The 13,694-nt window shown below is 43.3% G+C and carries 12 protein-coding genes; 2 read left to right on the top strand and 10 right to left on the bottom strand.

From position 1 onward, the window contains the following. Positions 1-292 (top strand): hypothetical protein (locus tag VMW78_10180; protein HUV51369.1); only part of this gene is annotated, 292 nt, incomplete at its 5' end. 116 nt (positions 293-408) lie between these two features. Beyond that, positions 409-1,467: a hypothetical protein gene (locus tag VMW78_10175; protein ID HUV51368.1), complete on the top strand. Its 1,059-nt coding sequence runs from the start codon at positions 409-411 to the stop codon at positions 1,465-1,467. Positions 1,468-1,509: 42 nt separating this feature from the next. Here VMW78_10175 and VMW78_10170 read toward each other — a convergent pair whose 3' ends face one another. The 10 genes from VMW78_10170 to glp all read right to left on the bottom strand — a co-directional run bounded on the left by VMW78_10170 (position 1,510) and on the right by glp (position 13,301). Next, a complete protein-coding gene (locus VMW78_10170) occupies positions 1,510-1,896 on the bottom strand; it encodes a hypothetical protein (GenBank protein ID HUV51367.1) in 387 nt (128 codons plus the stop codon). 119 nt (positions 1,897-2,015) lie between these two features. Next, on the bottom strand, positions 2,016-3,077 hold the full coding sequence (gene mqnC / locus VMW78_10165; GenBank protein HUV51366.1) for a cyclic dehypoxanthinyl futalosine synthase: 1,062 nt from the start codon (positions 3,075-3,077) through the stop codon (positions 2,016-2,018). A 40-nt stretch (positions 3,078-3,117) separates the two neighbouring features. Further along, positions 3,118-4,203, bottom strand: coding sequence for an aminofutalosine synthase MqnE (gene mqnE, locus VMW78_10160; protein HUV51365.1), 1,086 nt, complete (start codon positions 4,201-4,203; stop codon positions 3,118-3,120). Between the two features lie 100 nt (positions 4,204-4,303). Next, on the bottom strand, positions 4,304-5,503 hold the full coding sequence (locus VMW78_10155; protein ID HUV51364.1) for an MFS transporter: 1,200 nt from the start codon (positions 5,501-5,503) through the stop codon (positions 4,304-4,306). Beyond that, complete coding sequence (locus VMW78_10150) at positions 5,503-6,855, bottom strand: phosphomannomutase/phosphoglucomutase (GenBank protein ID HUV51363.1); 1,353 nt, start codon at positions 6,853-6,855, stop codon at positions 5,503-5,505. The genes VMW78_10155 and VMW78_10150 overlap by 1 nt, the downstream gene beginning before the upstream one ends. Before the next feature lie 22 nt (positions 6,856-6,877). Further along, the gene (locus VMW78_10145) at positions 6,878-7,696 is read right to left on the bottom strand and encodes an undecaprenyl-diphosphate phosphatase (GenBank protein HUV51362.1); all 819 of its coding nucleotides are present in this window, start codon (positions 7,694-7,696) and stop codon (positions 6,878-6,880) included. A 337-nt stretch (positions 7,697-8,033) separates the two neighbouring features. After that, a complete protein-coding gene (locus VMW78_10140; GenBank protein HUV51361.1) occupies positions 8,034-9,467 on the bottom strand; it encodes an RtcB family protein in 1,434 nt (477 codons plus the stop codon). Between the two features lie 78 nt (positions 9,468-9,545). Further along, positions 9,546-9,959, bottom strand: a complete 414-nt coding sequence (locus VMW78_10135) for an archease (GenBank protein HUV51360.1) — start codon at positions 9,957-9,959, stop codon at positions 9,546-9,548. A 160-nt stretch (positions 9,960-10,119) separates the two neighbouring features. Then, positions 10,120-12,048: a molybdopterin biosynthesis protein gene (locus VMW78_10130; protein HUV51359.1), complete on the bottom strand. Its 1,929-nt coding sequence runs from the start codon at positions 12,046-12,048 to the stop codon at positions 10,120-10,122. Positions 12,049-12,071: 23 nt separating this feature from the next. Beyond that, positions 12,072-13,301, bottom strand: coding sequence for a gephyrin-like molybdotransferase Glp (glp, locus tag VMW78_10125; protein ID HUV51358.1), 1,230 nt, complete (start codon positions 13,299-13,301; stop codon positions 12,072-12,074). Positions 13,302-13,694 lie beyond the last annotated feature (393 nt).

Raw genomic sequence — 13,694 nt, 5'->3', positions numbered from 1 at the left:
AAAGGATTTTTACGAAAACGGCCGCAGCATCGGGTCCCTGCGCCTGCCCACGATCATCGTCCAGGAGGGAGGATACCGCACTCGGTCGCTGGGCGCTAATGTTTCTCACTTTCTCTTGGGACTCTGGGAGGGCTTCAACGGGATACCCCTGCAGACGGGGAAGCAAAAACCCCTTAATGGAAATGGGGTCAAGTCTACGGTTGACCCATGTAAGACAATACAAGACGCAAACCTTAATAAAAGAAGAGTTTTGAAGCTTAAAAATAAGACAGAAAAATTAAAAACCAGATAGAAAAAATACAAGACATCATCAACAAGGGTCAAAGGCAGACCTGACCCCTTTTTTTCCCTTACCCCTTTTGGCGTTGTCTGCCTATTGGAGGCGATAAAAGACGGAGGACAAGTATTATGAGAAAGTTTAAAATAACATTTTTCTGTTTAATTTGCTTGATCTGGACATTTAATTGTTATGGCCGATTTGAAACAGTTAAACACAATGAATCCCAGAGTGCTTCTATTTTTGAGCAAAAGTGTTCCAATTGTCATGAAGCTAATGAAAGAACAATGCTTCTAACAGACGATAAATCCTGGAAAAATACCATATATCGTATGAGCAGGAAACAAGGTGCCGAGGTTACCAAATCCGATGTTGAAAAATTGATAAGTATGCATGTTGAGAGTCAGAAAGCGGAAAAAGATTTTTTTCTGAAGGAATGCACTCATTGCCATGGAGAAGGAACATCATTATCGGATATAAAGACAAAGCAGGAATGGAAAGAGACGATTCGTCGTATGATGGCCAAAGCCCAAAAGAATATAAATGATGACAAAATCAATCTGTTAATCAGTTACCATGTAAGACATCAAAATATAATTATGACAAAGTGTTCTCGATGCCACGACCTCAAAAGGATCGTCACTTTAGACCGCGATGAGGAAAGCTGGCGGGAGACAGTTACTGCCATGTCCAAAGAAAAGGGCAGTGACATAAGCGAGGATGAAATAAATATAATAGTTCGTTACCACCGCCAAAGGCAGAAAAAAGACCAAGAATTGTTTGAAACAAAATGCTTGAAATGTCATAAAAGGATGAACATGCAATCCCCTCCGGAAGTAGAAAAGACGCCTGATGAATGGGGGGCAACGATCAGACGTATGATGAAAAAGATCAATGAAGTCATAAGCAATGAAAACATCAACACTTTAACACATTATCATATCAGAACCCACAGCATGATAACATTCGAAAAATTGAAAAACCAATCTGAAATATTTAGCCTTGATTCCGCCGAACTCTTTAAAAGAAAATGTTCAACATGCCATTCTTTGGAAAGATCACTCAACGCTCTGCAAGATAAGGAAGCCTGGGAAAAGACCATTCGGGCCATGGCAAAAAAAGATGGGAGCACCATAACAGAAAGTGATATTTCTGAGCTGGTTAATTTTATAACCCTTCACGGCCAATAATCGCTTTAACTTGGGGACGGGGTTGAATCGGTGGTTATTTCTTTATACCATGAGCCTTTTTTTAATCTTCTCATTAAATTTTTTTAAAATATATTTTCTGGGAAAATCTGAACGTGAAAGATAAGAAAGGGAGGTGCTTAAAAAGGAATCCTGTATTTCTTTCAGCACTTCATCCTTTTTTTTCTCGTTAATATAAATTCTTTCCCTTTTCCGCTCAAAAATCAATTTTTCCCCTAAGACCTTTATAGCTTCATCAAAATTTAATGATGAGGAGCCATCCTCTTTAAGCAATGGGTCGTTGGTTGGAATTTCTATCCTGGCAATTAATGAAACAAGCCAACTGTCACCAGCTAATTTCCGGGACCTGTCGAATAATTTCAATTCCAGTCCATTCTCAAGATCAATTGTGTTTATTAATACTTCTTCCATAAAAAGCACCTGTTTCAGATATAAGAGTAAAATTATATAATCAGATAAATAAGATAGTTACTATTTGGTCGGTTTGTTTTTTTAAATTGTCGCGAGAGGCGACTAACCCACCTAACACTTTAACCAACACTATTGTAGAAACAGTCCCTTTGAACCGCAGTGTAACCAGCATCCTGTATCAGGCGGATCATTTCCTCTTTTGGCAGCCGGAATTTGATTCCCGCGGCCGCCACCACATTTTCTTCTATCATCGTGCTTCCAAGGTCGTTTGCTCCAAACGCAAGGGCAACCTGGGCAATCTTATCCCCCTGTGTCACCCATGATGCCTGGACATTGGGGACATTATCCAGAACCAGCCTGCTGAGGGCGAGTACTCTGAGATATTCCACAGCAGTAGCTTTTTGAGTATGGAGGCGGGTGTTGTCGGGTTGAAATGTCCATGGAATAAACGCTGTAAAACCGCCTGTTTCATCCTGAAGCGCGCGGATTTTTATAAGATGCTCGATTATATGTTTTGGCTTCTCAATATGTCCGAACATCATCGTTGCTGTGGTTTTAAGCCCGCATTTATGCGCTGTTTTCATTACCTCAAGCCATTTGCCGGCATTGCATTTATTCGGAGAGATTCTTTTTCTTATTTCATCCGCAAGGATTTCCGCTCCACCGCCCGGTATGGAGTTCAGTCCCGCGTCAATGAGCCGGTTTATCGTATCCTTGATGGAAAGGGATGATTTTTCCGATAAAAAGGCTATTTCCGGCGGCGAAAAACCGTGAATATGGATAGAGAAATTCTCCTTGATATAGCGTAAAAGGTCTGTGTAAAAATCTAAATCCAGCGACGGATGCATCCCTCCCTGAAGCAGTATCTGTGTTCCACCGAGGCTGAGTGTTTCTTCGATCTTTTTTTTCAACTCCTCTTTTGAGATAATATATGCATCAGGATGGTTCAGGGGGCGGTAAAAGGCGCAAAACAGGCAGCCTGACACGCATACATTGGTATAATTGATATTCCGGTCAACCACATAGGTAACAACAGGCTCGGGATGAAGGGTTTTTCTTCTTTTATCGGCCAGGTCGGCCAGAACAAGAGTGTCGGCATCAGTAAAAAGTGTAAGAGCCTCTTTATCGTTGATACGCTCGTTTAAGGCGACCTTTTCAGTAATCTTGCAAATAGAATTCATAAGCATCTTCTGTTCTTCGTGTGCTTCGTGGTAAAATATCTTAAACAGGATTATAAAAAGAATCCCGCTCAACAGGAGTAAACCCTGCCGAAGATATAAGATGTTTTATCTGTTCGCGGGGCAATCCTTTTGCCGATTTCGCGCCGGCCATATGTGTAATCTTTTCTTCTAGTATGGTTCCATCCAGATCATCCGCCCCAAAGTAAAGGGCGACCTGCGCCAGTTTTTCTCCTATCATAACCCAGTACGCCTTGATATGATCAAAATTATCAAGCATGAGGCGGGCTGTTGCCACATTCTTTAAGTCGTCAAAGGCTGTGGTGGCTGGAAGTTGTGATAATTTTGTGTTTTTTGAATGAAAGGCAAGGGGAATAAAGGCCGAAAAACCGCCTGTTTTATCCTGCAGATCTCTTAATCTGATAAGGTGATCTACGCGTTCTTCAATGGTTTCAATATGGCCGTAAAGCATTGTTGCGTTTGAAATAATGCCCGCGCCGTGCAGCTTTTCCATTATTTCAAGCCATCTTTTGCCGTCTATCTTTTTAGGGAAGAGTCTTTTTTTAACCCTGTTGCTCATTACTTCCGCGCCGCCACCCGGGGTCATTGAAAGACCGGCGTTTTTCAGCTTGATTATAGTTTCATCCAGAGACAGATTCGCAATCCTGGAAATATAATCTATCTCAACAGCGGTAAACGCCTTGATGGTTGCATTCGGCCGGATCTCTTTAATGGTTTTTAACAGATCAAGATAATAATCAAACGAAAGGGAAGGATTAAGGCCGCCAACAACATGTAATTCGCGAACCGGTTCGTCGATCCGTTCCAGAAGTTTTGCCTTTACATCATCAATTGAGAATGTAAAGGCATCCTTTTCACCCTCATTTCTGGAATACGCGCAAAACAAACAGTGGTTCAAACAGATGTTTGTGTAATTTATATGCTGGTTGTACACATAGTAGGCTTTGCGATCATGTTTTTTGCGGCGAACCATGTCTGCCAGACGTCCAACACCTGTCAGGTCATTGGTTTTATACAGGACAATGCCGTCTTCAGGGCCAAGGCGAATCCCGGCCTCAATCTTTTCTTTTATTTTATACAAACTTTTATCTGAAAAAGACAGTTTCATAGTAATTATTCAGAGACCACAGAGAAAAATCGTTTTTAATTCAAAATTATCCCTAATTCCTTCAACTCAAAATTCAACACTCAAAATTCAAAATTATTCTCTATCCCTCTTGCGTTATAAGCAGAGAAGTTTCAACCTTCTTTTTATATGTGAAAATAAAGAAAAGAACAACTCCCAAAAACATAATAATGGCTCCAAAAGGAAATGCCAGATCAAGGTCAAAGGCATCCATCATCAGGCCGGCGAAAAGGGACCCCAGCGTCATTCCCAGGCTGTGCGCCATTGTCATCAGCCCCATAACCGATCCCATGGCTTTAGTTTTATTCCCCTTTAATAAGGCCATTGCCATGAGCGCCGATATTGATATGCCCCCTCCGACTCCGAAAAAGAGATTCGCTAAAAACAGGCCCTTAAAACCGCCTGCCCATAGAAATGAATAAAGGGCCAGGCTGATTATCAATCCACCGGTTACAACCATGGCTTTTTTGTTAAGCCTGTCCGCCAGATAACCCATCGGCATATTCAAGGATCCGCTTACAAAAACCCCTGTCATAACAAGAATCCCGATCGATGAACTGGAAATAGAAAACTTCAAGTCTGCAAATACAGGAAGAAAGCCCCATATAATCCCGATACATGCTGCATAGGAAAATCTGAAAACAAAAAGTCCGGCAATATTTCTGTTCTTTAATAGCTGTCTCCAGCTTGCCGGTTTTTCTTTGATTTTGATAATTTTTTCTGAGCTTTTTGGGGGAAGCAGACAAGCGGATAATAAAAAGCCGGTAAACGCGAGAAGCCCCATACAGATAAATGAGGCATCCATGTTAAATCTGTCCTTTAGCGCTCCGCCGATAAGAGGTCCTAAGCTCAGGCCGAAGAACATGGACATATTAAAAAGGCCCATGGTGAGCCCTTCCCTGTTTGCCGGTGTTATATCGCCCACATATGCCAGTATGACCGGCATCATCATGGCGGATGAGATTCCCTGAAAAAACCTTATTATGATAAGGGATTGGACATTATCCGCAAGCAGGAAAGCAAAGGAAATGAAGCTGTATAAAAAAAGACCTGCAACGATAAACGGTTTGCGTCCTTTTTTATCTGAAAGCCCGCCGAAATACGGCAAAAATAAGGTTCTTGAAAGGGAAAACACACCGAATATTAAACCGATATATATGCCGCTCGCGCCAAGATTGTGGGCATAGACCGGGAGCAGGGGGACCACGATCCCTACCCCTGTGACTGTGGCAAATATTGAAAAGAACAGGGTCCCGAAAATTCTCTTATTTAACTTGTTCATTAAAACATCTTTTCAATATCGGCCAGCACAGACTCGACAAGATTTCTTATTTCTGAAAGCCTTTTTTCAGACATGGCTTCAAAGCGCAGCACAAGAGCCGGCTGGGTATTTGATGCTCGCACAAGGCCCCAACCATCATCAAACAGCACTCGAACTCCGTCGATATCTATAACATTGTATTTTTCGCGGAAATATTCGGTAACTTCTTTAACCACATTGAATTTTTTATTGTCAGGACATTCAACCCGTATTTCAGGGGTTGAATAGGTTTGGGGAACATCGGACAGAAGCTCCGATATCGTCTTTCCGGTATCAGCCAGTATTTCAATAAGCCGGCAGGAAGCATATATTGCATCGTCAAAGCCTAAATATCGGTCGGCAAAGAATATGTGGCCGCTCATTTCGCCCGCCAACTCCGCCTTTTCTTCTTTCATTTTCTTTTTGATAAGGGAATGTCCGGTTTTCCACATAATGGCTCTGCCGCCGTGTTTTTCAATATCCTCATACATTGTTTTTGAACACTTTACCTCTGATATGAATGTGGCGCCCGGTTTTCTTGACAGGATTTCCCTGGAAAAAATAATCATAAGCTGATCGCCGAAGATCATGTTCCCTTTTTCATCAACAACACCGATGCGGTCACCGTCGCCGTCATAACCGATTCCCATGTCGAGCCCTTTTTCCTTCACAAGAGCAATAATGTCTTTCATGTTCTTTGCGACTGTTGGATCAGCTGCATGATTTGGAAAGGTTCCGTCCATGTCACAAAAAATATCATGGACCTCACATTTGAGATTTTTTAATATCGGCAAAGCCACCACTCCTGCCGTGCCGTTGCCGGCATCCACGCCGACTTTAATCCGCCTTGATATATTTATATTTTTTTCAATATATTCCATATATGACGGAATAATATTTTCAGATAACATCAGGCCCTTTCCCTGAACAAACGATTGCTCATTAATAATAGCAAGGATTTTCTGGATATCATTTCCGTGTATTGAATCTAAATCAATGCAAAGCTTAAACCCGTTGTATTCTTTAGGATTGTGGCTGGCTGTAACCATTACGCCGCCTTCCAGCGCGAGCTGCTTGATTGAGAAATAAAAGACCGGGGTCGGGCATACACCGATATCGACCACATTACAGCCGGTTGACAGCAAGCCTTCGATGATTTTTTCTGAATACAGGTCGGAAGTTAATCTGCAGTCTCGGCCCACGCTGAGATTTGAATGACCGCGCTTTTTAAGGAATGTGCCGACCCCTTTCCCGATCAATACGACATCAGCTTCGGTCATGTCCTTGCCGGCAATTCCCCGGATATCATATTCTCTGAATATTTCAGAATTCATGGAACTGTTACTCCTTTTTTAATCACCAGATTAAGGCCAAAATCCCTATAGCCCAGCAGTATGGCGCAAAAATTTGAATGCGTCCATGTTTAACTATCTTAACCAGCAATTTCAGCGCCCAGTATCCCACAACACATGAAGTAAATGCGCCAAAGAATGTAACCTTTAATGGAAGAACATTATCGGCCGATAAATTATTCAGGCTAAGGGCTGCGGCTCCCATAATAGCCGGTATTGACAGGAGAAAGGAATACCTGGCGGCTGTCTCACGGTTTAATCCTAAAAAGAGCCCCGCGGCAATAGTTGAACCTGATCTTGAAATTCCCGGCATTATGGCCATTCCCTGTACAAGCCCTATAATTAAGGCATCTCTAACTGAAAAACTGTTAATGCTTTTGCGATCTTTTTTAATTAATCGCGTTCCCCACAAAAGTAAACCGGTTATAATAAGCATAAAACCGACAACAACTACAGAGGAAAAAAGGGTGTCGGCAATTTTATGAAATAAAATACCGATAATAGCGGTTGGAATGGATCCGACAACTATAAGTATCGCCAGTTTTGCATCCTCATCCTCATAAACATCGTGGAAAGAGCACCTTTTCTTTAACGCCAGAGCAATAAAATGCGCCAAAGAAATTATTATGGCCCGTATCTCTTTCCGGAAGAATATTACTATAGCCGCAAGGGTTCCAACATGCACGCTGATATCAAAAAAAAGTTCAGGCTCCTTTAGCCCGAAAAGATTCTGAAAAATTACCAGATGCCCTGAACTGCTGACCGGCAGGAACTCTGTCAGCCCCTGAATTATGCCTAATATTATTGCCTGAAATGAATCCATATTATAATTTTGAGTTTTGAGTTTTAAATTTTGAATTTGATGAATTCATAAAAAATCTTTGTTATGCCGCTCTGCGGCAATGTAGGCCAGAATAACTTTAAGCAATCAGCTTCAGCTATGATTAAATTTTTTACTGGAAACTGTTTGAGTGGATTAGGGATCGTTATGAAAGAACCATAATCGATTTAATTTAAAAATAAAACATTTTCTTAAAACAAAAACCTTTATTAATAGCCCGGGCGGGTTCTTTCATTACGAGCCCTTATCCAAGAGTTTTTTCAGTAAAAAATTTAATTATATATGAAGCGGTAATATTTTTTAAGATGGATTGGCTCATTTAACCCTTAAGAACCGCCATGGGCCTTAACTTCGCCACCTTTTTCGAAATTCCGGCCCCATGAACCACCTCAACAACCTGCGAAATATCCTTGTACGCATCAGGCATCTCTTCTGCAAGGGTGGATCTGCCTGTCCATCTGGCAAGTATCCCTTTGTCTTCCAGTTCACGCTGTATTGACCTGCCTTTGCTTGCCCTTATCGCGGCCTTTCTGCTCAGAACACGTCCGGCTCCATGACATGTCGAGCCAAAGGTTTCGTCCATGGCCTTTTGTGTTCCCACAAGAACATAAGAGGCTGTTCCCATATCGCCCGGGATAATCACAGGCTGCCCCACAGAGCGATATGCATCACACAAGGCTTCACTGCCCGGCGGGAAAGACCTTGTAGCCCCTTTTCTGTGAACACAGGCCAACCGCTCTTTCCCATCTATAATATGAACCTCTTTTTTTGCTATGTTATGGCAAACGTCATATATTAGATTCATTGCAAGCTCATTTGGTCCGATGCCAAGCGTTTTTGAGAACACCTCGCGCGCCCTGTGCATTAAAACCTGTCTGTTGGCCCAGGCATAATTTGCGGCGCATGCCATTGCATTGAAATAGCTCATACCCTCTTTTGATTGAATCATTGCGCAGGAAAGCTGCCTGTCAGGTATGTCAAAGCCTAATTTATTAATATGTTTTGCCATTGCAGCCAGAAAATCATCGCAGACCTGGTATCCGAATCCCCTTGAACCTGAATGGAGCATCAGTGTAACCTGCCCCTCAAAAAGCCCTAATATGCGTGCTGCATTTTGATCGTAAACAGTTTCGACCACACCTATTTCAACAAAATGATTTCCTGAACCCAGAGTGCCAAGCTGCTTTTTCCCTCTTTCCATTGCTCTTTTGCTGATCATGTCAGGATCGGCATTAGGCATGCAACCGTTGTCTTCCGTATGTTCTATATCTGAATCGGTCCCAAAACCCTGGCTCACAGCCCATTTGGCGCCCTGTTTAAGAACCTTTATCTCTTCCGCCGACGACAGCTTTATTGAGCCCGTAGAGCCCACTCCGGATGGAATATTCTGGAAAAGGGCATTGATAAGCTCATTAAGCCTTGGCCTGACATCCTTTTCAACAAGGGATGTGCCTGCCAGGCGGACGCCGCAGTTTATATCATAGCCGACTCCGCCCGGGGATATGACGCCGGATTCCCAGTCAAAAGCGGCAACGCCGCCTATAGGGAAACCATAACCCCAATGCATGTCGGGCATGGCAAGCGATGCCTTGATAATTCCGGGAAGGGTTGCGACATTTGCAACCTGCTTTAAGGGTTCTTCCTGATTCGAATCTTTCAGCATGGAGGCGCTCGCATAAATAATGCCCGGTACGCGCATAGCCCCTGTCTTCGGCAGCTCCCACCTGTAATCATCTATTTTTTTTAATTCCATATCCCTAATCCCTAATCCCCTAATCCCCTAATCCCCTAATCCCTAATCCCTAATCCCTAATCCCCTAACACCCAACACCTATACATCAAATATTATCTGAGTTTCCCAGCCGTTCGGCAGGCTTTTAACATATATCTGATGATAGGTTACAGCCTTTATCTCGTTTTTTATAATATGGCGATCAGGCTCATAAGTATCATACATCACCTTTGCCGACAGCTCATATTCTGAAAGGGATAAAATTTGTGCCCTCTTAACAAGCTTTTCTTCACCAGTCCAGAGATATAAAACCTCCCTCAGCCAGTTTACCATAAGATCGGGCCAATCGCTTCCTGTAACATGAACATGAAATTCATTTAAGCCTTTTAACTCGTTGATATCGGTAATCTGATCAATCATTGCGTGAGCGGCGTCTGCAAACAGGGTCTTTATGTCGGATGCAAAAACCCGCAATCCAAAATCGGATGTATGATCGATTATCCGGTAGTTCATGTTTTATATTTACCGCAAAGCCGTAGAGTACGCAAATATGAACGTCCAACATCGAACATTGAATAGCTATTTCTGTTTCTTTTGTTTTTCATTCGATGTTGGACGTTCAATGTTCGATGTTCGATGTTCGTTTTTTAATCCGTTCGGTAGTTCATCTTTTTCAAATAATAATCTCTCCCGTCCTTTCAGTATGGTATCCTCCAAGGGCTTTAACAGCCTTTTTAAATTCCTGTGAATTTATGGTTTCAAGCAGGATTTGAATATTTTTTGATTCAAAATATTCTTCAGGAATGACAAGATCATACTCTTCTGTGACAACAGGTATGAAATCGAGGTTAAGAGCCTTTGCGGCGGCGTAAATACCTAAACCCGCGTCAACTGTCCCGCTCAACACAGCCACAGCCACGGACATGTGGGTAAACTCCTCATTTTCATATCCCCTTATTGCTCCGGGATTTATGTTAAGCCCTTTAAGGCTGTAATCGAGAAGAATTCTTGTGCCTGATCCGGCCTGCCTGTTCATCATCGTAATATCTTCGCGGGCAAGATCTTCTATCCCCTTGATTTGCTTTGGGTTGCCCGGAAAAACGATCAGGCCCTGGTCTCGAAACACAAGATTTATTAGTTTGATGTTAATGCCCGGCAGGTATTTTTTTATGTAGGATATATTGTAAGAACCGTCCTCTTCGTCAAGAAGGTGGGAGCCGGCTACATGACAGACGCCTTTTTTGATGGCCATGAGTCCGCCCATGCTTCCGACATGGCTTGACGAAATGGTAAGATTGCCGTGGCCGGCCTTTATCCGGTCGGCCAGCAGGTCAAGCGTATTATCATGGCTTCCAACTATAACAATGGTGTTGTTTATGGAAGAAAGCGGACGAAGAAGTTCGGCAATGACCGGTTCATGATCTTTCAGCCCTTCAACATGGTTTGGAATCCTTATGATTCCGTCTGCCTCGGTTATTGTCGTAATGCAACCCGCGCCCCTGGGCAGTTGTGTGGCAACGATCCTGTCGCCGACCTTGCCTAATTTAACCCGCACAAACTCTTCCACCCCTAACTTTGACGCGATTTTTCTCGTGGGTTCCACCTGAACCACAGGCCTTTCCTTTTCCGGCAGCCCAAGCATCATGCATAGTAATGGAGCGACAAACTGCTCAAACGCAACTATTGCCGACACAGGATACCCTGGAATACCAAAGACAGGTTTGTCATTTATTTCTCCGATAATAACCGGTTTGCCGGGCATTATGGTTACGCCGTGGATCAGCACTTCGCCCAGATCAATAATCACCCCTTTTGTATAATCCTCGGACCCGGCCGACGATCCTCCGACGGTAAGTATCATATTAAAATCGCTGCGCGCGGCATTATAAACAGCATCCTTTATTTTTTTTGGATCATCCATCACCATTTCATGCCGCACATACACGCCGCCGAATGACTCAACAAGCTTTCCAAGCATGAATGAATTTGTTTCAAGTATCTGGCCGGGCTCAAGCTTTTCAAGTGAGGTCGTGCGCCAGTCAACGAGTTCCGAACCTGTTGGAATAATCAATACCTTCGGCTTTTTTCTAACCGAAACCGAAAATATTCCACCGGAGAGAAGGGCTCCGACGCAATACGGTGTGATGGCATGATTTTGCGGGAACAAAAGCTCTGTTGCCACAATGTCTTCACCCATCTTTCGCACATGCTGCCATGGAAAGGCGGGAGCCTCTATCTCAATACGGTTTTCATCTATAATGTTTATATGTTCTATCATAATAACCGCATTCAATCCTTCAGGAATAACATGGCCGGTATTGATATAAAAAGCGTCTTTGCCGATGGCAAGCTCCTTTGGCTTTGTTTCACTGGCGCCGAATGTGGATTCGGCTTTGACCGCTATACCGTCCATTGCGGCGGCATGAAAATTTGGAGATGAAAGCCTGGCTGTAACCGGCCCGGAAAGAACCCGGCCGACCGCATCCGGGACCGGAATTGTTTCGCCTTCAAGCGCTTCGGTCAAAGGAAAGCGATTAAAAAGAATTTCCCTAGCCTCTGTCAGGGTTTTCATTTTCAGATAAACATTACGCTTAGATGTCATTTTTTTACTTTCCTAAAATAGAATTAAATTGGAATAACCAAAACCTTGCTTCCCTTGTCGAGCCCTTCGGTATTTATCCCTATTTCGATAATGCCGTCTGCTTTTAACATTGTATTTATCAGGCCTGCCTTGCCTAAAACAGGTTCGGCCCACAGCAGACCATCCTTTTCAACAAGCCGTATCCGGACGTAATCTATCCGTCCCTGGGCAGATGATAAGTTTCTGCTAAGCAGGGCCGGGATTTTTTCTTTTCTTTTGTGTTGGCCTGAAAGCCCCCCTATCTTTTCAATAAAAGGCCGGACAACAACTTCGAATACAATCATGGCTGAGACCACATGCCCCGGCAAACCCCAGAATGGCTTGTTTCCCGCCCTGGCAAGAATGGTGGGTTTCCCCGGACTGATCGAAATTCCATGAGCAAGTATTTTTGAGTCAGGCAGGGAAGATAGGACATCAATGGTAAAGTCGCGCGCGCCAACAGAGCTGCCGCCTGAAATAAGCGCCATATCTGATTTGGCAAGGGCCTGGGAGCATTTGCTGAAAAGATCGTCAAAATCATCCCTGACAATGCCAAAAGTAAGCGGGATTCCGCCGGCTTTTTGCACCAGACCAGACAGGGTATAGGTGTTTATATCGCGAATCCGGCCCATACCGGGAGTCTCATTTATCTCTACGACTTCGTCTCCTGTAGAAATTATTCCGATTACCGGTTTTTTGTATACTGTTACCCTTTCTTTGCCAAAGGCTGCGAGAAGGCCGATTTCCTGAGACCTGAGTTTTTGGCCGCGAGAGAGTATGATCTCCCCCTTTTTTATATCTTCGCCGACCCCTATAACATACTGGCCCGGCGCAACACTGCGGTATGCCTCGATTGTGGCGCTGTCTATTGCCTCGGTATGTTCGATCATCACAACGCTGTCCGCGCCGTCAGGCAGCATGCCGCCTGTTGAGATTTTGGCTGCTTCACCAGGGCCTATTGAAAAGGTTGGGCAAGTGCCCATGGTTACACGACCTTTTACGGTTAAATATGCGGGGCTTCCTTCTGAAGCCCCGAAAGTGGACTGGCCGCGCACAGCATATCCGTCCCTTGTTGATCTTATAAAATCCGGCAGATTAACATCTGAAACAATGTCAGAGCCAAGAACCCTTTCAAAAGTTTCGTGCAAATCGATTTCTTCGGTTTCAACCAATAAAAAATCGTCAGCATATTTCATGACCTGTTCCAAATTTGTTACTTTAAAAAATTCTTTCATAATGTTATATACTCAAAAATCAGGTGTTGAGTGTTAGGTGTTAAGTGTTAGGTGTTAGGTGTTAGGTGTTGGGTGTTAGGTGTTAGGTGTTAGGCAGTTGATAAAATAAAGAATTGCTTCGACCTGCTCCCTGAACCCCGATCCCTTGTCCCTTGTCCATGACCTTTAATACCTGTAGCATAAAGAAATGGACAGTTCAAACACTGATATGCTAAACATGTTGACTTAATTTATGGCAAAATGTGTAAATCATACCGACAGGGAAACCGAATTTATATGCATGAAGCATAATGTATATCTGTGCGAGAAGTGTCTCAAATGCAGCGATCCTGAAACATATTGCAAGTTTCGCACTTCATGTACGATCTGGTATGTTTTGAAATTAAGGGATTA

It is taken from the genome of Anaerolineae bacterium (assembly GCA_035529315.1).
Classification (GTDB): Bacteria; Desulfobacterota; Desulfobacteria; order Desulfobacterales; family ETH-SRB1; genus Desulfaltia.
Note: the sequence above shows the minus strand (reverse complement) of the source record. Positions and strands in the feature narration are given on the sequence as shown.

What these genes read in the sequence shown, in the direction of transcription:
- VMW78_10155 (HUV51364.1), bottom strand. Translation starts at nt 5,503, where the DNA reads ATGAACAAGTTAAATAAGAGAATTTTCGGGACCCTGTTCTTTTCAATA.
- VMW78_10150 (HUV51363.1), bottom strand. Translation starts at nt 6,855, where the DNA reads ATGAATTCTGAAATATTCAGAGAATATGATATCCGGGGAATTGCCGGC.
- VMW78_10130 (HUV51359.1), bottom strand. Translation starts at nt 12,048, where the DNA reads ATGACATCTAAGCGTAATGTTTATCTGAAAATGAAAACCCTGACAGAG.
- VMW78_10170 (HUV51367.1), bottom strand. Translation starts at nt 1,896, where the DNA reads ATGGAAGAAGTATTAATAAACACAATTGATCTTGAGAATGGACTGGAA.
- VMW78_10175 (HUV51368.1), top strand. Translation starts at nt 409, where the DNA reads ATGAGAAAGTTTAAAATAACATTTTTCTGTTTAATTTGCTTGATCTGG.
- VMW78_10135 (HUV51360.1), bottom strand. Translation starts at nt 9,959, where the DNA reads ATGAACTACCGGATAATCGATCATACATCCGATTTTGGATTGCGGGTT.
- VMW78_10145 (HUV51362.1), bottom strand. Translation starts at nt 7,696, where the DNA reads ATGGATTCATTTCAGGCAATAATATTAGGCATAATTCAGGGGCTGACA.
- VMW78_10140 (HUV51361.1), bottom strand. Translation starts at nt 9,467, where the DNA reads ATGGAATTAAAAAAAATAGATGATTACAGGTGGGAGCTGCCGAAGACA.
- mqnC (HUV51366.1), bottom strand. Translation starts at nt 3,077, where the DNA reads ATGAATTCTATTTGCAAGATTACTGAAAAGGTCGCCTTAAACGAGCGT.
- glp (HUV51358.1), bottom strand. Translation starts at nt 13,301, where the DNA reads ATGAAAGAATTTTTTAAAGTAACAAATTTGGAACAGGTCATGAAATAT.
- mqnE (HUV51365.1), bottom strand. Translation starts at nt 4,203, where the DNA reads ATGAAACTGTCTTTTTCAGATAAAAGTTTGTATAAAATAAAAGAAAAG.